21 protein-coding genes and 1 tRNA gene are annotated in these 22,998 nt (G+C 50.3%); 20 read left to right on the top strand and 2 right to left on the bottom strand.

Annotated elements, in window-relative coordinates:
• Positions 1 to 18 precede the first annotated feature (18 nt).
• The 6 genes from ACW4YW_RS10560 to ACW4YW_RS10535 are packed head-to-tail and all read left to right on the top strand — an operon-like array spanning position 19 to position 4,837.
• Positions 19 to 882 carry a DUF58 domain-containing protein gene (locus ACW4YW_RS10560; RefSeq protein ID WP_457137495.1) on the top strand — a complete coding sequence of 288 codons (864 nt, stop codon included), beginning with the start codon at positions 19 to 21 and terminating at the stop codon, positions 880 to 882.
• Positions 882 to 1,754, top strand: a complete 873-nt coding sequence (locus ACW4YW_RS10555; protein WP_457137494.1) for a hypothetical protein — start codon at positions 882 to 884, stop codon at positions 1,752 to 1,754. The genes ACW4YW_RS10560 and ACW4YW_RS10555 overlap by 1 nt, the downstream gene beginning before the upstream one ends.
• Positions 1,751 to 2,752 carry a vWA domain-containing protein gene (locus tag ACW4YW_RS10550; protein WP_407993938.1) on the top strand — a complete coding sequence of 334 codons (1,002 nt, stop codon included), beginning with the start codon at positions 1,751 to 1,753 and terminating at the stop codon, positions 2,750 to 2,752. Before ACW4YW_RS10555 ends, ACW4YW_RS10550 begins: the two co-directional genes overlap by 4 nt.
• Positions 2,753 to 2,766: 14 nt before the next feature.
• On the top strand, positions 2,767 to 3,309 hold the full coding sequence (locus ACW4YW_RS10545; RefSeq protein ID WP_457137493.1) for a hypothetical protein: 543 nt from the start codon (positions 2,767 to 2,769) through the stop codon (positions 3,307 to 3,309).
• Between the two features lie 2 nt (positions 3,310 to 3,311).
• On the top strand, positions 3,312 to 4,337 hold the full coding sequence (locus ACW4YW_RS10540; RefSeq protein ID WP_457137492.1) for a VWA domain-containing protein: 1,026 nt from the start codon (positions 3,312 to 3,314) through the stop codon (positions 4,335 to 4,337).
• On the top strand, positions 4,334 to 4,837 hold the full coding sequence (locus ACW4YW_RS10535; RefSeq protein WP_457137491.1) for an SRPBCC family protein: 504 nt from the start codon (positions 4,334 to 4,336) through the stop codon (positions 4,835 to 4,837). The genes ACW4YW_RS10540 and ACW4YW_RS10535 overlap by 4 nt, the downstream gene beginning before the upstream one ends.
• 66 nt (positions 4,838 to 4,903) lie before the next feature.
• Here ACW4YW_RS10535 and ACW4YW_RS10530 read toward each other — a convergent pair whose 3' ends face one another.
• Together ACW4YW_RS10530 and ACW4YW_RS10525 are read right to left on the bottom strand one after the other, a co-directional pair.
• Entirely contained in the window at positions 4,904 to 6,373 is a 1,470-nt protein-coding gene (locus ACW4YW_RS10530) for a pyridoxal phosphate-dependent decarboxylase family protein (RefSeq protein WP_457137490.1), read from the bottom strand.
• Positions 6,370 to 7,008 carry a 2OG-Fe(II) oxygenase gene (locus ACW4YW_RS10525; protein ID WP_457137489.1) on the bottom strand — a complete coding sequence of 213 codons (639 nt, stop codon included), beginning with the start codon at positions 7,006 to 7,008 and terminating at the stop codon, positions 6,370 to 6,372. The genes ACW4YW_RS10530 and ACW4YW_RS10525 overlap by 4 nt, the downstream gene beginning before the upstream one ends.
• A gap of 139 nt (positions 7,009 to 7,147) precedes the next feature.
• Between ACW4YW_RS10525 and ACW4YW_RS10520 the strand changes: the two genes are divergently transcribed.
• The 14 genes from ACW4YW_RS10520 (at position 7,148) to ACW4YW_RS10455 (ending at position 22,992) form a co-directional block, all read left to right on the top strand.
• Positions 7,148 to 7,224, top strand: a tRNA-Val gene (locus ACW4YW_RS10520).
• Between the two features lie 271 nt (positions 7,225 to 7,495).
• Entirely contained in the window at positions 7,496 to 10,138 is a 2,643-nt protein-coding gene (locus ACW4YW_RS10515; RefSeq protein WP_457137488.1) for a TonB-dependent receptor, read from the top strand.
• 362 nt (positions 10,139 to 10,500) lie between these two features.
• Entirely contained in the window at positions 10,501 to 11,340 is an 840-nt protein-coding gene (locus ACW4YW_RS10510) for a PEP-CTERM sorting domain-containing protein (RefSeq protein WP_457137487.1), read from the top strand.
• A 114-nt stretch (positions 11,341 to 11,454) separates the two neighbouring features.
• Positions 11,455 to 12,285, top strand: coding sequence for a PEP-CTERM sorting domain-containing protein (locus ACW4YW_RS10505; protein WP_457137486.1), 831 nt, complete (start codon positions 11,455 to 11,457; stop codon positions 12,283 to 12,285).
• Positions 12,286 to 12,498: 213 nt separating this feature from the next.
• Positions 12,499 to 13,107 carry a CAAX prenyl protease-related protein gene (locus tag ACW4YW_RS10500; protein WP_457137485.1) on the top strand — a complete coding sequence of 203 codons (609 nt, stop codon included), beginning with the start codon at positions 12,499 to 12,501 and terminating at the stop codon, positions 13,105 to 13,107.
• On the top strand, positions 13,092 to 14,351 hold the full coding sequence (gene epsL / locus ACW4YW_RS10495) for an XrtB/PEP-CTERM-associated polysaccharide biosynthesis outer membrane protein EpsL (protein ID WP_457137484.1): 1,260 nt from the start codon (positions 13,092 to 13,094) through the stop codon (positions 14,349 to 14,351). The genes ACW4YW_RS10500 and epsL overlap by 16 nt, the downstream gene beginning before the upstream one ends.
• 9 nt (positions 14,352 to 14,360) lie before the next feature.
• Positions 14,361 to 15,746 (top strand): undecaprenyl-phosphate glucose phosphotransferase, encoded by a 1,386-nt coding sequence (locus ACW4YW_RS10490; protein ID WP_457137483.1) that lies wholly within the window; start codon positions 14,361 to 14,363, stop codon positions 15,744 to 15,746.
• A 58-nt stretch (positions 15,747 to 15,804) separates the two neighbouring features.
• Positions 15,805 to 16,734 (top strand): EpsD family peptidyl-prolyl cis-trans isomerase, encoded by a 930-nt coding sequence (locus ACW4YW_RS10485; RefSeq protein WP_457137482.1) that lies wholly within the window; start codon positions 15,805 to 15,807, stop codon positions 16,732 to 16,734.
• Positions 16,735 to 16,765: 31 nt separating this feature from the next.
• Positions 16,766 to 17,557 carry a polysaccharide export protein EpsE gene (gene epsE / locus ACW4YW_RS10480; RefSeq protein WP_457137481.1) on the top strand — a complete coding sequence of 264 codons (792 nt, stop codon included), beginning with the start codon at positions 16,766 to 16,768 and terminating at the stop codon, positions 17,555 to 17,557.
• A gap of 31 nt (positions 17,558 to 17,588) precedes the next feature.
• Positions 17,589 to 19,016: a chain length determinant protein EpsF gene (epsF, locus tag ACW4YW_RS10475; RefSeq protein WP_457137480.1), complete on the top strand. Its 1,428-nt coding sequence runs from the start codon at positions 17,589 to 17,591 to the stop codon at positions 19,014 to 19,016.
• A complete protein-coding gene (gene epsG / locus ACW4YW_RS10470) occupies positions 19,013 to 19,897 on the top strand; it encodes a chain length determinant protein tyrosine kinase EpsG (protein ID WP_457137479.1) in 885 nt (294 codons plus the stop codon). Before epsF ends, epsG begins: the two co-directional genes overlap by 4 nt.
• A 1-nt stretch (position 19,898) precedes the next feature.
• Positions 19,899 to 20,792 (top strand): exosortase B, encoded by an 894-nt coding sequence (xrtB, locus tag ACW4YW_RS10465; protein ID WP_457137478.1) that lies wholly within the window; start codon positions 19,899 to 19,901, stop codon positions 20,790 to 20,792.
• Positions 20,793 to 20,798: 6 nt separating this feature from the next.
• Complete coding sequence (gene epsI / locus ACW4YW_RS10460; protein ID WP_457137477.1) at positions 20,799 to 21,482, top strand: exosortase-associated protein EpsI, B-type; 684 nt, start codon at positions 20,799 to 20,801, stop codon at positions 21,480 to 21,482.
• Between the two features lie 52 nt (positions 21,483 to 21,534).
• The gene (locus ACW4YW_RS10455) at positions 21,535 to 22,992 is read left to right on the top strand and encodes an oligosaccharide flippase family protein (protein ID WP_457137476.1); all 1,458 of its coding nucleotides are present in this window, start codon (positions 21,535 to 21,537) and stop codon (positions 22,990 to 22,992) included.
• Positions 22,993 to 22,998 lie beyond the last annotated feature (6 nt).

Raw genomic sequence — 22,998 nt, 5'->3', positions numbered from 1 at the left:
TGACAGGCAAGCATTATTTTGGCAAGTTTTACACCACAGGAATTCTATTACCACCTGCGCTGGCGTGCCCGCGGTGCCCAGCCCGGAGCCCATGCCACCCGCACACCCGGTAGCGGGACAGATTTTGCCGGGCATGTGCCTTTCATGGACAACCCCGACCCGCGCAGGCTGGATCTGCGTGCCAGCCTCCGCGTGATTCCTCGGCGTTACGTGGTGCGCTCCTTCTTCGAGCGCGGGGCGATCGTGGTATATGCCCTGTTGGATGTATCGGCTTCCATGCGGTTTGCGGGCAATGCCGAAAAGAAGCGTTTGCTTGCCGATATTACTTCAGCAATCGCCTGGTCCAGCACACGCCATGGGGACTCGTTTTCGCTGCTGGCCTGTGATGACGTTGTCCGGCAGGATCTGTTTAGTCCTCCCTCCGCCCGACGCGGCCTTGCCCAGGAATTGCATCGGAAAATACTGAGTGCGGACATTCGCCCCCAATCTGGGGCAACAGGCTTGCCGCGCGCAATCGAGCAGGTGCGGCCAAGCCGGTCATTGGTGTTCCTGATTTCCGATTTCCACCTGGATGAGGCATTGCTGAGCAATACCTTGACAAGTTTCTCTGTACACGACGTCGTGCCCTTAGTGCTGTGGGACAGCAGCGAATACCGCGACCTTCCCGAATGGGGATGGGCACGTGTCAGGGATATGGAGGGTCAAGGCGACCGTTCCATTTTCCTGCGGCGCAGCCTCAAGCGCGAAATCGAACAGCGCTACCTGGAACGCAAGAGCGAACTCAAGAAGCTGTGCCGGCAATACGGCGCCCGCGCACCATTTTTTATTGAAGACAAATTTGATGCCGGCTTGCTGACGCGTCATCTTTTGGAGGCTAGTTGATGAGACGTGTATTGTTGTCTTTGCTATTCCTGACCTTGCCTGCTTTCGCTGCGGAAAAGAGCATCAATGCGCAATCGTTCGTGCGCGACATCGGCTACCGTGTCGGCGACATCGTCGAGCAACGGGTAGAGGTCGTAGTGCCAGCAGGCTTTGAGTTCGATGAAAGCTCATTACCAAAGCGCCTTGGTGCGGGCGCCCATATCGAGTTGCGCGATGTCGTGCATAAAACCGAGAACACCAGCAAGGGAGTCAAGCATACTCTCCTGTTCGATTGGCAAGTATTCCGTACCCTGCGGGATGTCCGGCCGATTCCATTGCGCGCCCTGGATTTGCAGTTCCGCAAGGGGGATGAGATCCTGGTGGCGCGTCTGCAGCCAGCCGAAGTCCTGATGGCTCCCATGCTGCCCACGATGCTGACCAAGGAGCAGGCGACGCCGCGTGAGGCAATCGCGCCTAAGGTGCAGCCGCTGGAACCTATTCTGCAGCAAATAGGCTGGTCTGTCGTCGGGCTCTTGGTCGCTGTTCTTTATTTTGCCTGGCGGTTCGACTATCTGCCTTTCCGCGGCAAGCATGCCAGCCCTTTCCGCAAGGCCGCGCGGGAAATCCGCCGCCTGCGCAACCAGCAAGGCGGGTTGCAGGCATCGATCCGGATTTTGAGCCGTGCATTCAACGACTATGCCAATGCTGCTGTCACCCAGGAAGGCCTCAAGCAATTCTTTGCAAAGCATCCTGAAACGCAGCAATTCCAGGCTGAGATAGAAAAATTCTTCCTGGCGACGCAACAGATGTTCTTTGCGGGCAAGGCCGACACCATCAGCAAGGCCGAGGTGGAAAAGCTGGCACGCCAGCTGAGCTTGATGGAGACGCCGTGAGCGAGTTTCTCCAGAACGCGGGCGCCGGGCTGCAAGCGCCAGGCTGGCTGGCGTTATTGCTGCTGGCTTTGGTGCCATTGCTGGTGCGTGGCCATGCCGCATTTCCTTACCCTTCCATTCTGCGCTTGCCTGAGGATGAGCTATCGCTGTGGATAGAACGCTTTTGGCGCTGGGCGGGGGCGTTGGCTATTGCGGCAATGGCGATTGCATTGTCCGGGCCGTATTGGGGCGAGCAACAGCTGGAAAAAGTCGGGCGCGGTGCGCACGTCATGATTGTGCTGGACCGCAGTGCGAGCATGAATGACAGTTTCGCCGACTCCGCCAAGAGTGATAGCGAGTCGAAAATGGCGGCGGCACGCCGTGTTCTGCAGTCTTTTGTGAGCCAGAGCCGCGAGGATTTGCTGGGCATGGTGACGTTCAGCACCTCTCCCATCTTGGTTGCGCCCCTGGGTGGCGACCGAGAGGCGGTGCTGGCCGCATTGCGTGCCACGGAAGCGGGCGGCATGGGCTTTACCGCGGTGGCGCGCGGCCTCGGCATGGCGCTGGATTATTTCGAGGGACGTCCTGTTACCGGCGCACGGGCGATCCTGCTGGTTTCCGATGGCGGGGCGCATCTGGATGTGAAGACGCAGGATTTGCTGCGCGAAATGTTCCATCGCCAGGGCGCCTCCCTGTATTGGGTTTACCTGCGTTCTGCCAATGGCGTCAGCATCAAGAATGCGCCTGAGGATGAGGACCTCGATGCTTATCCCGAGCATCAGTTGCATGATTACTTCAAAACGTTGGGTGTGAACTACCACATATACGAAGCGGAAAGCCCAAAAGCGGTCGAAGAGGCGCTGACCGACATCGCCGAGCTCAAGAACCAGCCTGTGAAGTATTACGAAGCCGCTGCGCGCCAGGATTTGAGCTGGATATTCTATTTATTGTCGCTGTTGTGTGCCGCAGCATTATTTGCCCTACACCTGACGGAGGTTAAGAGATGGCGCGCCGTTTAAGGCTATTTCCGTGGATGTTGCTCTTGTTGGTGCTGGCTACGGCGGGCCTGGTCTGGAGCAGTGTGAGTTTGTACCGTGCAGGTATTTACAACCAGAAGTTGGAAGCAGGAGAGCCGCAGTCAGGCAAGTCCGCGCGCGAGCTGTTTGCCGATGCCTGGTTGCTGGCAGAGCAAGGGCAAACCGAGCAGGCGCTCGAGCTCTATGTCGAAGCCGCTGCCAAGGGGGATGACGAGCTGCGTAAAGCCGCGTATTTCAATTCCGGCAACCTGTATCTTGCCCAGAGCGTGGATATCCTCGAAAGCGAAGGCTACGTTTCCTGGGACAAGGTTGGGCCGTTGATGTCGTTGTGCAAGGAGAACTACAGCAAGGCGCTCCTCATCGATCCTGAATGGATCGAGGCCAAATACAACCTGGAGCTTGCTTTGCGCTTGTCGCCGTCGTTTGCCGGGGTGAAGACGCCAAACCGCTATAACGAGGATGACGATGAAGTGAAGGAAGACGAAAAGCGTCCTGACGGCTGGCCGTCGATTCCCGGTTTTCCTAGAGGGATGCCTTGATTTTGCAGCGATTTAAATTTTCCAGCCTGGACCTGCGCGGCCGCATGATGTTGGCAAGCGTGGTGTTGCTTGCGATCACCATGCTGAGTCCCAGTGCCACTTTGCCGCGGCGGGTGTTCGATTGGTTTTTCGTGCTGGATATTACCCAAAGCATGAACGTGCGTGACTATACGCTGGACGGGAAGAGCATCAGCCGACTGGAGCTCTCCAAGAAAGCCATGCGCGAAGCATTGCGCGACCTGCCTTGCGGCTCCACCGTCGCCCTTGGCATGTTTACCGAACGCGGAACGCAGAACATCGTGCGGCCGCTCGAGGTCTGTGCGCATTTCTCCGCGCTGGACCAAACCATAGACCACATGGATTGGCGCATGGCCTGGGCGGCGGATTCATTCATCACCCACGGCGTATTGAGCGGCATCGAGCTGGCAGCCAAGCTTGGGCCCGACGTGCACCTGGCATTCTTTACCGACGGGCACCAGGCGCCGCCCTCCAACCCTGATTATTTGCCCAAGTTCGAGGGCAAGCCGGGCGAAGTCGGCGGCATATTGGTCGGTACAGGCAAGGAAGAGCTGAGCAGGATTCCCAAGCTGGACGAGCACGACAATATCATTGGCTATTGGGAGTTGGAAGAAGTGATGCGTTTCGCCACGTTCGGCATGTTCACCTCCAAGTCGGTCCATGAAATGGAAAAGGATATGGAGGTCGAGGAGGAGGACGACGGCCTTAACCGCCGTAACGCATCCCACGGCCGCAACCCGGCAGAAGATACAAAAGCCAACCTTTCCGGGCTGAATGAAAAAGAACTGAAACAATTGGCCGAAACCACAGGTCTTAGATACGAGCGCCTGGATTCGCCGCATGGATTCGCGCGTGATGCCACAGCGACCGGCATGGCGACATGGCGGTCGGGCAAGACCGACCTCAGGCCATGGTTCGCCTTGCCAGCTCTTTTATTGATTTTGGCGTTCTTTATGCCACCAAGGTTTTTCGATTTCGTTCAACAACATTTGAGGTTCAAGAAAAGATGAAGTTATTAATTGCAATACTCAGCCTTGCCATTGCCGCGCCCGCATTTGCTCACGGCCCTACTCCGCGCAAGACGGATGAGGCGGTGGTGGTCAAGGCAGCCCCGGACGCAGTCTGGGCCAAGATTGCCGAGCCTTGCGGCATTGCCAAGTGGCACCCTGAAGTCAAGGCATGCGAAGCCGTCGACGACAAGACCGCCAACCTGACTCTGCAAAACGGAGGCAAGATCCAGCAGCAGGTGGACGAGCTGGACGCCGCCAACAAGACATTGTCATACCGCCTGGGCGGCGAGATTGCCCTCGAGGCATTGCCGGTAAGCTCGCTGACCGGGCGCATCAAGGTGGAGGCCGACGGCAGCAATTCCAAGGTGAGCTGGATGGCGCGTTTCTACCGTTTCGATACCGGTAACGAACCGCCTGAAGGCCAGGACGATGAGACTGCGCAAAATGCGGTAGACAGCTTCATCAAGGCCGGCTTGGCTGGCCTGGAGTCTGGCAAGTAAGCAGACGGCATTTGGGAATGCAAAAGGGCAGGTTCACCTGCCCTTTTTTATTGGCGCTTGCGAATATCAAGCCGGCTGTATAAGCAAGCTTTCCCCGATAAGCTTAATATTTTCCAATAGGGCTTGCTGGTGCAGTGGCTGGGTATAAGGGTTCATGAATGTGCACCGTAGCCAGATATGGCCGTCGATATCGACCTGGCTCAAATGGAATAACCCCTGTTGCAGCAGTTTTTTTCGGATATCCATCTGTAAGGCATTCAACGTTGCCGTATCCAATGCGGCATTGCCCAAATAGCGGAAGCAGACAATATTGGTCTGCGGCAGCATCAATAATGAAAAGTGTTGGGTTTTGGCGACAAGGCCGGCAAACTGTCCAGCCAGCGAGAATACATGCTCGATCAAAGACGCTATTCCCTGCCTGCCGTAGAGCTTGAATGCCGCCAGCAATTTCAGCCCCATCATGCGCTTGGTGCATTCCAAGGTGCGGCTGCTGGTATTGAAACCCATTGCTTCTATGTCGTCGTCCTCATGAAACAGATAAGAGGCGTCCTGCGAGAATGCGCTATAGCTGCTGGCTTCGTCGCGGAACAGCACGGCAGAGACCGTGGCGGGCATGTACAGCAGCTTATGCGCATCCCAGGTGACGGAATCCGCCAGCGCTATGCCTTCCAGCTTTGTGCGATGTTCTGCCGAAAGCAGTGCCGAGGCCCCGTGGGCGGCATCGACATGCATCCAAAGGCCATGCGAGCAGCAGTATTCCCCTATTGCCTGCAAAGGGTCGATACTGCCGGTGGCTGTGCAGCCTGCGGTCGCCACCACCGCCATGACGGTTTCCTGCCGTGCTGTGCACATGTCATGCGCTTGCTTCAGGGCCTCGGTGGACATTCGTCCTTCTGCATCCACTGCGACAGCGATGACCGCTTCCGCGCCCAACCCCATGATGCCTGCAGCACGGCTGATGGAATAATGTGAAAGCGCTGACGTGAGGATGCGCAACCGTGACGTAGTGCTGACGCCTTGGCTCCATATGTTGTTTCCCGCCTTTTGCCGGGCTGCCAGCAGCGCGGTGAGGTTGGCCTGGCTGCCGCCCGAGGTCAGCACACCAGATCCTTGCGGCCAGCCGATCAGGGTATTAAGCCAGCGGATGAGCTGGCGCTCGATGAGCGTGGCGGCCGGGCCGGCCTCGTAGACCGCCATGGCCTGGTTGCTCAATGCCGCCACCAGGTCGGAAAGCGCCGCCATGGGCAAGGGCGGCGCTGCCTGGTGCGCCATGCTGCGAGGGTGGTGCATAGCGAGGTTGCGGGGCAATATTACCTGCCGGATCCAGTCCGTGAAGTCCTCAGGGCGGAGTTCCGGATACTCCGGCATGGTTTGCTGCCATGCTTGTTCCGCCTCAAGCGGAGGTTGCCATTGGATGAGGCTGGCATTGCCCTCCAACTCATGGGAGAGCTGCTCGGCCAGCGCATCAATCAACGCATGGCCGCTGGCACGGAATTGTTCCGGGTCGAATAGGTGGTCGAGCCCTGGCAAAGTCATGTCAGGCCGGGCCCGCGCTTCCTGAACCATCCGGTCAGGCTGACGCGTGGCTGCGACGCCGGAAGCACCTCATGCCAGAACCTGCCGGAGAGGAATGCGACCAGCGTGCCGCCAAACGGTACGGTGTCGATATAAGGCTCGGGTTCTTTCCCATCCAGGTAGAGGCGAAGCTGGCCGCCGTATTCCTCTTTCCAGTCTTCGTTCAGGTAAAGAATGCAGCTGACCTGCCGCTCCTCGTTGCCACGAAATTGGTCCAGGTGCTTGTTGTAAATCGCGCCCGGAGGGTAGATGGCAAAGTGGTTTTCAAGCTCGAACAGGCCCAGGAAAAGGTGGCGGTTGAGCGATTCGCGCAGGGTTTCCATGATGGCGGAAAACTCTTGTTGCACCGGGCTGGCATCGGCATGGTCGAGCCAATGGATCATGTCGCCGCGCACCTTGCTATCCAACTGGTTGTTTCCAGCCTTGCCTATTGTCGCGCGCTGCAGCTTGCCGGCTTCCTGCAGCGCCATGGCTTCAGTACGCAATGATTGAATAAACGTGTCAGGCAGGAACCCAGGCACGATCACGTAGCCTCGCTCGGCAATGCCGTCAGTAATTTGGTCGATATGGTGGCTGGCTATGGCAAAAGGAAGCATGAAGAACCTTGGTTTGAACTTAGTCATTATTATAGCGGCGTGTTCTCTGCGCATGCAGGCTTACATTTTTGGCATTCAGCATTGCGAACCCAGGGGCATTGCGCTAAAATGCGCAGCTCTCTTGTTCTCAAGAGCAAATAGACCCGTAGCTCAGCTGGTTAGAGCGCTGCCTTGACATGGCAGAGGTCGATGGTTCGAGTCCATTCGGGTCTACCAATATTCCAAAGCCACCATCCGGTGGCTTTTTGCTTTTCTTCACTCTGCTCGATATGGCTGCATATAGCCAATTGGCTACAGCCATGTGGGTGTGTATACAACCATCACCCTGTTCTTACATATCCAGATTTTATAGATTTTATAATGAAAACAGCCTGTTATATGGGTGTTAAACAAGTGGCTTAACTTTTGCTGGATTGCTCTCCAAGCTGGCTGGAAAGCCGGTATTCATTAGAAAAAACAAGATGATGGATATGGAGAAGGAGAGAGCGTGTCGGTACGAGTTAAGCTGGGGAGCATACGCCAGCGTAAGATCATTTATGCATTGCTGTTGATGCTGGGGACTTCTGTAGGGTTGGCAGTCGCTGCAGAAGAAGAGGAAGCAAATATTGCCGCGGAGGAGGGAAACGCGGTTCCCGAACCTGCCATCAGGGTGGAGGAGATCGTGATCCGGGCTCCACGTGTCCGCATCGTCAGCCCATTGCCTGGCGTAGGCATTGACCGGGAACAGGCCGCAACCAATATTCAAAGCGCGACCGGAAAGGAAATCTCGGAGTCGCGGGCGATCAACATTACCGAATTCATGAACAATAACATGCAGTCGGTGAGCATCAATGATTACGCAGGCAATCCTTTCCAACAAGATCTCAACTTTCGTGGCTTTACCGCCTCACCCATGCTGGGCACCCCGCAAGGCATTTCCGTTTATTTGGATGGTGTGCGGGTTAATGAGGCCTTTGGTGATGTCGTGAATTGGGATTTATTGCCCATGAACGCGATTGCGTCCATGGACCTCTTGCCGGGCTCAAGTCCATTGTTCGGGCTGAATACTTTGGGGGGCGCGCTTGCCATTCGTACTAAGACTGGTTTTACCGATAATTTCTTGCGCGGGGAAGTCGTCTCTGGCGCTTGGGGACGCCAGCAGGTACAGCTTTCCAATGGCATCAATAATGGCGTCCTGGGATTGTTCACGGCCTATAACCACTTTGAGGAAGACGGCTGGAGACGCAATTCGCCCAGCAATCTTCGCCAGCTATACAACAACGCGAGTTTGAAGCTGCCCAAAGGCGAGCTCAACTTCAGCGTGCTCAATGTGGATACCGCATTGACCGGCAACGGCCTGTTGCCTTTCGAAATGGCGGAGACCAACCGTAAATGGGTGTTCACTTCTCCCGATGAGTCCACCAACAAACTGGATCATTACAACCTGAATGGTCGCTGGGACGTAAGTGATAATTTTGTCATCTCTGCCTTGGCTTATAAGCGCAAGATGCGCCAGTCCGCGATGAATGGCGATTTTTATGATGAGTATCAGCAGCTTGTTAGCCGGTTGCATATTGATTACATCAATGGGCGGTTCAATCTTTCCGACCTGAACCAGGACAGTTTCGGATTGACCTTGCAAGCGGCATGGGATGTGGGAAACCATCAAATAGTGTTTGGAGGAAGCTTTGACAAGAACAAGGTCAAATTCAAACAACAGGAAATGTACGGCGAGCTTGACGCTGACCGTCAAGTCAACAATGTCAGGGATGAAGGGTATTACTGGGACGGGCTGTATGCGGCAAAGTATCCTGTATTGCGCAATGACTTGAAAGGGCACAGTACAACGAAAAGCTTATTTTTCAGCGACACCTGGTCTCCCAAGGACAATCTGCACATCACTTACGGCACGAGGTTTAACTGGTCGCATGTGGTGAATGAATTAATGTCCGACTTTGGCAATGATCTTTATCAGTTTGAAATCAACCCTGCAAACCCGTTGAATGGAAATAGCGGCAGGTTGCTGGACCCAAGAAGGCAGCGTTGCCCGTTGCCTGGCGACCCCTTTGTCACTTTTGCCCGTTTTGTCTGTACTGATGGGGATTACAAGTACAAAAGTTTCAACCCTTCCATTGGGGTGGTCTGGGAGGCGATGGAGAGCCTGAGCTTTTATGGAAATATCAGCCGGGGCGCGCGCATTCCTACTATTGTCGAGCTTGGCTGTGCGCGTGATCATACTAAGGATAACCAGCCTGGCAGCACCAATTTTCAGTATGGCTGTTCGATTCCCACTTCTTTATCTGCGGATCCTTATTTGAAGCAGGTGCGCTCAACTTCATACGAGATCGGTCTGCGTGGCAGTCATCGTGGCATGACCTGGAATGCCGGACTCTTCAGGACGGAGCTTAAAGACGACATTCTGTTCATGCCCTTGGGACGAAAAAATCGTGGCGTATTCGACAACTTCGGTGAAACCCTGCGCCAGGGCATAGAAATGGGCTTCAGGGGAGAAGTGGGCAAGAGCAGGTTTGGCGTTAATTACACTTATCTACTGGCCACCTTTGAGTCGCCAGCCAATGCCATCAATCCCAATAACAGCAGCAATACCGCTCCGCAAACTTTGCAGTCCTATGTGAATATTGAGCCGGGGGACAGCTTGTCCGGGATGCCGAGGCATATTGTGCAGGCTAATTGGAATTACCGTTTAAGCGACAGGTTTGATGCCACGTTGAATATGATCATGCATTCATTCTCTTATGTACGTGGAAATGAGAATAATGAACATAGACCAAGGGCGGCCACGCATGCCGGCTATCCCGGAGATGCGCAATATGCTGACCGCGATCCTTACGACTACATTGGCAAAGGCACTATTCCGGGCTATGCCATATTCAACTTGCGGGCTACTTATAAGTTTGACTATGGCATGACGCTCTTCGTCAAGGCAGACAATATTTTCAATAAAGAATATGCCACTGCCGGCGACCTAGGGCGCAGTCCGTTCGGTTCGAGCGGCGTCTTCAACCCTGATACCTCTCAATGGCAGAACACCACCTTCATTGGGCCAGGAGCCCCTCGTGCTATCTGGATTGGTTTGGCATTTGATCTTAATTGGAAAAAGCTTTCTGCCAATCCAGATAGCCCCAAGTAGAAGGTGGTTGTTGGTGGTTGTGGATAGCCGAACTGGTTGCTTATAGCCGAAATGAGGAGGAGAAATTGCAAGGCATGGATTTTTCCTCCTTTGGGTTGGAATAGTCCGTTTGGACTATTTTCGATGAGAAATCCATCGCCTGATTCTACATTGATCCTTCATATGTAAATGATTTGTAAATATTTTGTTTCGTAATGGTTATTTCTCATCGACGCTGTTGCGAGGGCGCATGTCCTTAATCACTTCAATTAGGCCCGGAATTTGCAGGTAGTGGCAGGTGATAGTCAATATCAAACCATGACTGTCAGTAATGGGAGCCTCGTTCATAGAGGCTTGGCCATATCTTAAATAAAAGGAGATTGATGATGAGTTTTAGGTCTATGGCAATAGTTGCCATGCTGGTTTCGGCCTCGTCTGCATATGCAGGTGATTTCGTTAACTTGCGTGATGACTTGGCAAATCTGAGCACAGCAAATGGTGGTTTGATTGCTGGTGCCAATAATCCATTCCGGGACCCTCTGTTCCTGGATGCCACTAGCTATACATGGCTGAGTGGATATGGCAGCAATCCAAGCCAGTTGATTGCGACTTCGATTTCTTATTCTGCAAGCGGCGGTGCTGGTGTGCTGACCTTGCTCGACTATCACGTGACAACCGGGGTTGAGTTGTTGCCTGGCGTTGCACAGGCCACTATCTATGATTTCGTGTTCCGTGACAGCAGAGACGATTCCTTGGTATTTGGTACCCGCTATATCAACCAAGTCAATAATAACCAGGAAGTGAACTTCCTCTATCGCTATGGTTTTGATGGATATGACGCTGCCTCTGCATGGCTATTCCTATCCGATTACGACCTGCGTCTATATGAAACCGGCCGTACTGACGACTTTTCCTATAATTCCTCCGTTGCATTTGACGCGGACGCTGTGCGTCAGAAGTCTGACATCAGTGTAAGCGAGGGCAACCCATACAGCGGCCTGTTCCTCGTAAAGACCGATGCTACAGAGTATGTCTGGGGCGATAAGGCAATTGGCTACTACCAAGCTGGTGAAGAAGGCCAAGCTATCGTTGGTGGCTTTATTGGTGGTTTCGTGCCAACTGTCGCTGCAGTACCTGAGCCATCAGAATATGCTTTGATGATGCTTGGTTTGGGAGTAGTAGGTTTTGTGGCTGCACGCCGCAAAAAGCAAAATCTGGCTTAAAAGCCAGGGCTTGGCATCTCACGACGCTAAGCACTATGGAGATAGCAGTTTATCAAGAACGGAGTCATTGCCTGCTCATAAGGTAATGACTCACTTAAGAGGGGATTTAAAAAAATGCAACAAGTATTCAAGCAAGCTATTGCCAGTGCTGCACTGGCGCTCGTTAGTGTCAGCAGCGTCTATGCCGGTGGTTTTGTCGATGTCCTGAACACAGGCGAGCGCACTCCTGGCAGCGTGAACAATGTATTGACAGACCCGTTCTTCCTGACTGGTGGCATTCCATCCAGCTGGACTCAGCAGGCTTCTGTCACTACTGCCGTATACTCTCCTGTGAACAACAGCATTCAGGTTGGCAATTTCATCGATACCGTATGGATTGATGCAACTACTAACCAGTTGATTATCGGAAGTTATTTCCAACTGTTGCCTAATTACCCGCAAGGTAATATCCATGGAGGCGGAGGTATCTCCGAAATCAACTCCATTGTTCGTACTGGCTTTTCCGATGTAGATACGGTGTCTGCCGCTTGGTATTTTGCTGAGGGCATTTATAGTGGAGCTGAAGATGGCTACCGTCTGCGTGATCCATCCCGCTCTGGCTATGTAGCGTCTTACGATGCTGCCAATGCCGCTGCAGGTGATTATCTCGATCTGGACAAGGTTGCGATTCGTACTGATGTAAGTATCGGTGAAGACAATCCTAACTCCGGTATTTATTTCTTGAGCGTGGATGCATCCCAGTACACCTATGTATTTGGTAGCAATGCTATTGGTATCATCCAAGGCGCATCCAGCAACGAAGGCGGACGTCAGTTCCAAGAAATCTGGTTGAGCGGTTTCCGTGTGGCAGCTGTACCTGAGCCATCCGAATATGCATTGATGCTGATCGGCCTGGGCCTGATGGGTGTTGTGGCACGTCGTCGCAAAAGCAAGGATTTGTCATAAATCTATCGCAGTAGCTCAGTAGCATCTAATAAGTCGGCTTTATGCCGACTTATTTTTTAGTCCGAACAGACTATCCAAATGAGAACTTATATCATTTGTGGGCAAAATTTTGTATCATGGTTGATTAAGTTGATTTTCTAGCATATGTTTTTATCCCGGTTGAATATGCCGATTTGGAGTCGTATAGCGCCATTTGCGCTATATATGCTATTCATGGTAGCGGTGGATCTGGTTGCTCGGTTCGCGCCTGCTGATTTTGACCTGCGTTGGCTCTATGGCATCAAGGTAGGCCTCGTGGCCATATTGCTCTGGGTTTTACGTAAGCATTACGTCGAGCTACGCGGCATATCCTTGTTGAGCGCAACGTCGTGGTTGAGCGCAATTGCTATTGGTGTGCTAGTATTTATCGCCTGGATCAATCTGGATGCACCATGGATGTTGCTTGGCGACCAGTCCGAAGGATTTAATCCAGAAAGCGGACCAGATGCCTGTCTGCTAATGGCGACAAGAGTGATGGGGGCTGCACTGGTTGTGCCCCTGATGGAAGAGCTGTTCTGGCGTTCATTCTTGATGCGCTGGATTCATAATCAACACTTCCTCAACGTCGACCCGCGGCAATTAAGCATCTTGGCCTTGCTTGTTTCATCCGCATTGTTTGCTATAGAGCACACCGAGTGGCTTGCCGGTTTGCTGGCTGGCTTGGCATACGGCTTGCTTTATATTCGTAGCGGAAAAATATGGATGCCGATCATCGCCCATGCGGTGACCAACGGTGTATTGGGAGTTTGGATCATCTATACCGGTAATTGGCGTTACTGGTAGCAATTGGGGAAAGTACTTCTTTGCAATCATCTCAATCAACACATCTACGAAAAGCTGTTGTTATTGGCGTGCTGTCGATGGGCCAAGCCTATTTTGCTAGCCCTGTCCTGGCATTGGAGGGGGATGTTGTCAGGCCGTACGTCAAGGCTATCTACTCCTATGATGACAACCTCAGAAAATTCAGCAGTGCAAGACAGGCTGAGCTAGCAACGGGCAGTAGAAACACTGCCGATACCTCTTTGCTAACAGGCGTCGGGATCATCCTAGACAAGCAAATCAGCCGCCAGACGCTTTATGCTGATCTCAGCGTTACCAAGACCAAGTTTGATAGAAATTCTTTTTTAGATAACGACGGAAAGAGATTCCTTGGTCGATGGGATTGGCGTATTGGCAATTATTGGAAGGGTCGCCTGGAAGCGTCTCATCAAGAGTCCATGGTCCCGTTTGGTGATTTTCGGGGTAACTCACTCAATCTATTGACACAGGACTCTACAGTGCTAGATGTCATTAGAAGCTTGCACCCACGGTGGCAATTGCGCGGAACCGTTAGGCGAAATGAGGCTGAGTACAGCGATATTTCACAGCGTGCCGCAAACCTTACCGAGTATACCCAGGAAGCTGAGCTGGACTATTTGAGTCCCACCAAGAGCATGGTTGGGTTGGTCTACCGGCACACCCGAGGCGATCGGCCCCAGAGGCAGCGGGTTGGTTTGATAGATGTTGATAACAGTTACGACGAGAACTCCCTTAAATTGAATGTGGATTGGAATTACTCTGATCAAACACGATTGCAAGTATTAACTGGCTGGGTAGAGCGTAAGCATGATGATTTTTCCGAACGAGATTTCCGTGGTTGGAATGGACGAGCAAATTTCAATTGGAGTATTACCCCAAAAACTTCCATGAATGCCTCGATGTGGCGAGAAGCAAATGCGCAGTCTTTTGTTACTTCAAGCTACACCCTTAATAAGGGGTTAAATGTGGGTGGCGTTTGGAATGCGACTAGCAAAATTGCACTCCAAGCAAGTTATCGCTACGAAACGATTGATTTTGTTGGTGATGCCTTCAATGTCAACAATGATAGAGAAGATACCAGAAAAGTATCCACGATCTCTTTGTCCTATCGACCAATACTTGCTTTGCGACTGAATTCTTATGTGAGTAGAAATGTCAGGAATTCTTCCCAATCAGCATTTGAGTTTGAATCAACTGCAATGGGATTGACAGCGCAGTACGAATTTTGATGAAAAATAATGACAGTTAACGACATTCCTTTAGTCGCGTTTTTCAAGCAACTGCTTGATCCCTTAATCATTTTGGGAACGCTGTATGGGTTTACTTTGCTTTACGGTGAACCATTCAATGGCTATTACTTGATCCTTGCATTGCTGGCATATTTTGTTTCATCAAATGTTTATGAGCGTCTAGATCTTTACCGGACATGGCGTAGCGGTAAGGTGTTGGGTTATATGCGAGATATCCTCTTTGGCTGGGGGATCGTGGTTGCAGTTCTCATATTCATTGGATATGCAGCTGATTTGTCCAGTCAATATCTTGATGCAATGATTTATGCCTGGTTTGTCAGTGTGCCGTTGATTTTGATCGTGGCACATTTGGCAATGCGTAAGATAGCTTCTGATTTGCACAAGAATGGGGAGGTGCGATCAGTCGTAATTGTAGGAGCCAATGACATTGGAGTTCGATTGGTGAATCGCATCAATGAAGATCCATATCTCTTCATGGAGGTGAAAGGTCTATTTGATGATAGGGAAGTAGCAAGGCATCCAAAGGGCATGCGTAACGTGCCGCTACTTGGTTCCATGGCTGACATAGCTCCCTATGTACGTGCAAACAACACACAGATCATTTTCATCAGTTTGCCGATGTCGGCTCAGCCGCGGATCCGGCAATTGTTTGAGGAGTTGCAAGATACAACGGCATCAATTTATTTTGTCCCAGACATTTATATATTCGATTTGGTGCAAGCACGATTTGATGACGTGGCTGGGGTTCCGGTCGTGGCGATTCTCGAAACCCCTTTCACTGGCTTCAACAGCTTAATCAAACGGACTAGTGACATTATTCTGGCCTCGCTTATCCTATTAATGCTTTCACCTATCATGTTGACTATAGCGTTGGCAGTGAAATTGACCTCCAAAGGTCCAGTGATCTTCAAGCAGCGCCGATATGGTTTGAATGGTGAAGCCATTATTGTGTACAAGTTTCGTTCCATGAGCGTCATGGAGGATGGGGATAAAGTAGTTCAGGCCCAGAAGCGAGATCAGCGATTAACGCCGATTGGTGGTTTTCTACGCAAGAATTCGCTGGATGAATTGCCGCAATTTATCAATGTGCTTCAAGGGCAGATGAGTATTGTTGGTCCGAGACCTCATGCGATTGCACATAATGAGCAATACCGTAAATTAATCCGTGGCTATATGCTCAGGCATAAGGTGAAGCCAGGAATCACCGGTTGGGCACAGGTGAATGGTCTGCGCGGCGAGACTGAGACGCTGGATAAAATGGAAGCTCGTATTGAATACGATTTGGATTACTTGCGTCATTGGTCCTTGGCATTCGATTTCTGGATAATCGTTCGGACCGTGTTAGTAGTTTTCAAAAAAGATAATGCCTATTAATGGTGGTTTTGCGGAATTTTGAGGAGATTTAAATTTGAATACCCAGGACGGAATCACAATGAATAAATGGTCAAAACTTACTAGTAGTGCATTGCTAGCCTTGGTAGTTGCTGCTGCATTGTCAGGGTGTGGTAACAAGGAGCACGACAGCAAGGCAACCCAGGCTCTTGTCAACGTCAACGGCAAGGAGATCACAGTTCACCAACTGAATGAAGAGCTGAGTCGTGCAAATGTGCAGCCTGCTCAAAAAGATGCGGCAGCCAAGCAAATACTCAATGCCCTAGTTGATCGTCAATTGCTTGAACAGGCAGCGTTAAAAGCCAAAGTGGATCGTGACCCCAATGTGATGCAAACCATTGAACGTGCCAAATCACAAATCATTGCCCAGGCCTACTTGCAATCTAAGGTGGCAGGTGTGAATAAACCTGAAAAATCCGAAATTGAGAATTTCTATAACCAAAACCCGCAACTTTACAGCGAGCGAAAATTGGTTGAGATGGAGCAGTTGCTGATTGACTCGCGTCATATTAATGACGAGTTCAAGTCTGCTATAGGTGGTTTCAAGACCCTACAGGAAGTTGCTGTTTGGCTTGATTCCAAGGGTATTCAATATGATCGTGGCGAAGTCTCTCGCAGTATTGCAGAACTGCCTCCTCAGATTTCTGAAAGGCTTAAGGATGCTCGCCGGGGGCAATTGTTTGTTATCGGTATGGGTCCTAGAACAATGTTGGTCTTGATGGACAATATCAAAGACAGCAGTGTGTCATTGGCAGATGCTGCTCCTCAAATTGAGCAATTGCTGTTGAACAAAAAACGCAAGGAAGTTGGTGAGCGTGAAATAGCTGATTTACGTTCGAATGCAAAAATTGAATACTTTGAAAAGTCGGTGCAACCGGAGTCAGCGACAGTTAAATCTGAAGAAAAGCCAGTAAAACCTTCATCTAAGAAAGATGATGATATTGGTAGTGGAATTAGTGGGCTTAAGTAACTTATTTAACATCTTTTGATAGTGAGTCGCCATGAATAACTTTATTAAAATTCTAATTACATTGCAATTTTTCATAACTTTCACTGCGTTTGCCGCTAATAGTGATATTCCCTTGGGTCCTGGTGATGTCTTGAGAATATCCGTATTTGAGCAGCCGGATTTGTCACTGGAAGTGCGCGTCAGTGAGACGGGCTCCATTACTTATCCATTGATTGGTGAAGTGGTGGTAGGTGGTGATACAGCTGCCGCTGCGGAACGAAAAATTGCTGGCCTTCTCGAATCCGGCGGTTTTTTACGTAATCCTCATGTCAATGTGATTGTGACCCAGTTGCAAAGTCAGCAGATTTCCGTTCTTGGTCAAGTTTATCGTCCTGGAAGATATCCTTTGGAAGGTGAGCGTACCTTGGCTGATCTGCTTGCAACAGCAGGTGGTCTTTCTCCTGAAGCCGGCGATTTGATCACCTTGATCCGCACCAAGGATGGCACAACGACACGTCAAGTGATTGATCTGCCCAAAATGTTGATCTCGGGTGATCTTAGCGAGAATGTCAATATCGTTGCAGGTGACATTCTCTACGTTGAGAAATACTTGAAATTTTATATTTATGGTGAAGTGCAGCGTGCCAGTCAATATCGCCTTGAGAAAAACATGACAGTACTGCAGGCTTTGTCTGTCGGTGGTGGTCTTTCTGCCCGAGGTACTGAGCGCGGCGTAAAAATCAAGCGCAGGAATGCCGAAGGTTCAATCGAAGTTATCGATGCAAAACACGATGACTTAGTAAGACCGGATGACGTGATTTACGTCAGGGAAAGCTTGTTCTAATCCAGATAGTTTTTCAGTTAAGGTTCCAATTATGAGTATTTCCCAATTTTTGCTGATCCTCCGCGCGCGCTACAAGATCATATTGTTTGTATTGTTTGTGACGATTGCGACAGCGGTCATCGTCAGTATGCTGCTGGCCAAAACCTATAAATCCAATACGACGGTGATTGTGAATTATAAGGGTGCTGACCCAGTGACGGGTTTGGCGATGCCAGCCCAGCTTATGCCAGGTTATATGGCGACCCAGGCTGATATCATTTCTAGCAAGCATGTCGCAAGGAAAGTGATTGAAGATCTCGGGCTGGTGGATAGTCCATCTGTGCAGCAGAGTTTTCAACAGGCAACACAAGGGGAAGGTGATATCTACGATTGGCTTTCCAACCTTTTGCTGAAAAATCTGGACGTCAATCCATCAAAAACCAGCAGCGTTATTGATATCAGTTTTAGCGGTACCAACCCGCAGTTTGCAGCGGCTATTGCTAACGCTTTTGCTAATGCATATATCAAAACCAATATTCAGTTGAAGGTCGATCCTTCTAAGAAAGCCGCTGAATATTTCACTGGCCAAATCACCACTCTAAAAGCTGATCTTGAAGCTGCTCAAAAAAAGCTTTATGACTATCAGCAGGAGAAAGGCATCATCAGTGTGGATGAGCGCCTGGATGTAGAGCGCTCACGCTTGAACGAACTTTCCACGCAGTTGGTCATGGCCCAGTCACAGACTATGGAAGCCCTTTCCAGGAAAAGAAATGCGACAGGTGAAGGTGCACTGGAATCGCCTGATGTGATTGCTAATCCTTTGGTGCAGGCTCTGAAAACAGATCTGGCACGCGCAGAATCAAAGTTTGCCGATATTTCTCAGAAATTCAGCAAGAACCACCCTTCTTACCAAGGTGCACAGGCCGAAATTGAAAAAATCAAGGCTGATCTTGCCAGGCAAATCAGTAATGCTTCGGGCAGCGTAGCGACTAACTCTAAAATCTTGCAACAGCGCGAGGGAGAAATCAGGGCCGCTCTTGAGGCACAGAGAGCTAAGGTACTTGAGCTCAACCGTAACCGTGATGCATTGGCATCCTTTACCCGTGAGATCGAAAATGCACAACGTGCTTATGACGTGGCTACACAACGCTTCACTCAGAACAATATGGAAGGTCAATCCAACCAGTCGGATATTTCAGTGTTGAATGCGGCTGTTCCTAGTAGGCAGCCTAACAGTCCCAAGATGCTGTTGAATGTGTTGCTTTCTATTATTTTGGGTTCCATCTTAGGTGTGGGTATTGCATTGCTGACTGAGCTTCTTGATAGAAAAGTTCGCTCGCCAGAAGATCTGAACTTCATTCCTAATGTGCCAGTGCTGGGAGTGTTACCTAAAGATGCTTTGCTCAGAAAGAAACGTATTTTTGGTTTGCTTGGCCGTAGCTCGAAAAAGTCAAATACCTTGAGGTTGAAATCGTTATGAGTAACTCAGTAGAAAATCAACAACCCTCAGATTTACTAAAAGTGGACGCGTTCTCTGAATTTAGTATTGGCAGCCTGCTGTTACGCATGGGGAAAATTACTCCTGCAGATGCTGAACGCATCATGGCCTTGCATAAGGATCATGGTATCCGCTTTGGTGAAGCTGCAAAGAATTTAGGTCTTGTAACAGATGCTGATATTCAAGAGGTTTTGTCCAGGCAGTTTGATTACCCATATTTAATGCCTGAGCAAGATAGCTTTGCTGCTGAATTAGTCATGGCCTATCAACCATTTAGTGCCAAGGCAGAGGTCTATCGCGCCATTCGTAGCCAACTCATGCTGCACTGGTTTGGAAAAGACAAAAAGGCCCTAGCCTTGGCTGCTGTCAACAGTGGTGATGGTGGCAGTGTATTTGCGGCCAACCTCGCAGTGGCTTTCTCACAGCTTGGCGAAAACACTTTGTTGATTGATGCCAACCTGAGAAGCCCAAGGCAGCAGGAAATTTTTGATATCCAGGAGAAGCGCGGTCTTTCCGACATCTTGGCTAGCCGTGCCAATAAGGATGTCATTGCTTCCATTAACGCCTTCGAAAACCTATCGGTATTAGGTGCCGGTACTATTCCGCCTAATCCTCATGAGTTGGTAAGTCGCTCTCAATTCCGTAGATTAATCGCGGATCTGACGCTGGAGTATGACGTTGTTTTATTTGATGTTCCTGCATTTACATCCGGTCCAGATGCGTACTCCATTGCTTCAGTAATAGGCGGTGCGGTGATTGTGAATCGTAAGCACTACACCAAGTTGGCAGATACTGAAGTGGCAGCTGAGCAATTGGCGGCCAATGGTTCGCGCATTGTTGGAACAGTGTTAGTAGATTTCTAATATGAATACTTTGTCCAGTAAGTTAATGCCGGAGGGTTGGCTGCCTGTATTAGTCAGGACATTGCCAATCCTGCTGGGACTGGTGTTGATGTATGCAGTGGTCTATCAGGGGATGGTACAGACAACCTGGCGAGATCAGGATCAAGCCCATGGTCCTATTATTGTCATGGTGGTGCTTTATTTATTCTGGATAGACAGAGCATTTTTCTTCCAGAAAAGTTCTGGGGGAAAACCTGCCCCTTTAAGTGGCTGGCTAGTGCTGCTTCTTGGATTGCTGCTGTATATAGTTGGACGTGTATTCGAAATTCAGATTTTCGAATTAGGCTCGCAAATTCTGGTGTTAGCTGGCATTTTCCTGATTACACGCGGTTGGATCGCTATTAGAACTTTCTGGTTTGCATTGTTCTTCTTGGTATTCATGATCCCCCTACCTGGTTTTATCGTGGATAGCGTTACACTGCCGATGAAAATTGCGGTGTCATATGTAGCAGAGTATTTGTTGTATGCCTTGAATTACCCCATTGCAAGAAGTGGGGTGGTGCTGCAAATTGGCCAGTATCAACTATTGGTAGCAGATGCTTGCGCTGGCTTGCACACTTTGGTCTCCTTGGAAGCGTTGGGTCTGCTCTACCTCAACATTATCCGTAGCAGTTCCATATTCCGTAATGTGACTTTGGCGATCTTGATTATTCCTATCTCATTCACTGCGAATGTGATTCGGGTGATTACCTTGACGCTGATCACCTACTATTTTGGTGATGCTGCCGGCCAGGGCTTTATGCATGGTTTTGCCGGGATGCTGTTATTCGTGGTTGCCCTGATGTTGATCATTTGGATTGATACCATCTTGCAATTTATTGAGAAAAAATTTAGGTCGCGTAAAGCTGCTGCGTAAAACTGTATGAATAAAATCATATTAAGAAATCTGTCGATCTTTATCGCGATGCTGCTTGCGTTTCTAGTTAGCTATCAGTTGAAGCCCTCAGGTAAGCTCGAGCACAAGGGGCCGGTGATCTCCCTTGAGGACTTGATTCCAAAGTCATTCGAAGACTGGCAGGAAGATCCTGTTCCCATGCCCATGGTCAGCCCTGACGTGCAAGCCGCTCTGGATAAGGTTTATGCCCAGACATTGTCGCGCACATATATCAACGCTGCGGGTGAGCGCATCATGCTGTCCATCGCCTATGGTCAAGATCAGAGTGATAGCCTGGCAATCCATTTGCCGGAAGGGTGCTATCAGGGACAAGGTTTTGCTGTAGGTAAAAAAGAACTCCAGATTCTCAATACCCCTTATGGCGATATTCCCGCAGCCAAACTGCTTGCCACTAAAGGCCTGCGTAACGAACCCATCACTTACTGGGTCATCATTGGTGATCGGGTAGTCAGTACGGCCTGGGATATGAAGAAGGTCAAATTTGAATATACCTTGCGTCATGAAGTGCCGGATGGCTTCTTGATTCGTATATCCAATATCACTTCCCAGACCAAGGATGCCTACGTCTTACAGGAAGAGTTTGCAAAAAAAATGATTTCTGGCATTGCGCCTGATAAACGCCAACTGTTGATTGGCAGCAAAGTTCAATAGCTTTTGCTTAGGCCTTAGCTGATTTCTATGACTGCAAATGAAATAAAAATTTATGGCATCCCCCCCCAAATCTGCAGTTATTCTTGGAGTCTTCTGGTCCAGCCTTAGAAGCTGGGGAGTAAGAGTCACTACACTAGGCGTCTTCCTGGTGCTGGCAAGATTGTTGAGTCCTGCCGAAATCGGTGTCGTCATGTTCATCTTGGGCTGGCTGGCACTGATTGGCATCGTTGGCGACTTAGGCTTGGCTGAATACGTTGTCTATAACGACACAGCCGCTGAAGTCGATGCCTCCATTTGGTGGTTACAAATGGGCATTACCCTGCTCATGTCTTTCACCTTGGCTATTGTGGTATTTTTTGGCATCTGGGAGATTGATCCTACGCAGCCAGATGCCCAGATGGCCATGCTCGCGCTCATCACAACGCTGCCCTTGATGGCAGCGATCAAAATTCCAGAGGCCATCCTGCGTCGGCGCATGGAGTTCAAGAAGCTGGCCATACGCTCCCTGATATCCATTTTATTCGGTGCGGTTGTCGCAGTATCCCTTGCGTATAAAGGCTTTGGTATTTGGAGCCTGGTGTTCAAGCAGATCATTGAGGCATTCTTTGACCTGGTGCTGTTTTTTTATTACAGCCGCTGGCTGCCCAGCAGGCCTAATCTCCATGCAGTCAAATTTGCCTTTCTGGGCGGATGGGGCATTGTCGGTAGCCGCATACTGGATGTCATCACCCAAAAGGCAGACGCCGTCATTATTGGAAGTTTTATTGGTATGCAGGAGCTGGGGTTCTACTCTATTGCCCTACGCGTCTATCAGGTGGTGAATGAGGGGGTAGTGCAACCTGTTACCAGCGTGGTAGCCACAGCGTTTGGTCGAGTGAAGACTGATCCTGAAAAATTTAAGGCATTTTTCCTTAGCGCGGTGCAGTTTGCTGCCCTGATTACCATTCCCGTGTTTGCGCTCGCTTTCGCACTGGGCGGGGAGTGGATACCGGTCGTATTTGGTGAGCAATGGCAGGCGAGTAGCACCATTTTCCAGATTATGTGCATTAGCGGTATTTTGGTTGGATACAGTGGACTTAGCGGTTTCAGTCTGTTGGCGCAAGGCCGCAACAAGGCCTTCATGCTACTCATGACCTATGCTGCAGCCGCTGCACTGCTCAGTTTATTCCTGCTTGCGCCGTTTGGTGTGTCAGCAGTTGCCTGGATGTTCCCGCTTAAAGTATTGGCCGTATTCCCGCTGAGCTTATTACTGGCGCGCAGGCTCATAGGCTTCAGGCTGCAGGATTACTTCCTGGGATTGTTGCCTAGTCTCCTGCTGGGTCTGATTGTGCTGGTAGCGGCTTTTGGCGTGAATGCGCTCATGGGCGTCTTGGATTCCAGCCTTCTGGATAATCGCTTTGTTTATATGAGTGTTAATACAGGATTGGTGATGCTGATCATCATGGTGATTGCCCTGCTTGGCTATAAGCAATATTTCAAGCGCATACGCGCAACCCTACACATTCAATAGGCCATT

It is taken from the genome of Methylobacillus pratensis (assembly GCF_054072455.1).
Note: the sequence above shows the minus strand (reverse complement) of the source record. Positions and strands in the feature narration are given on the sequence as shown.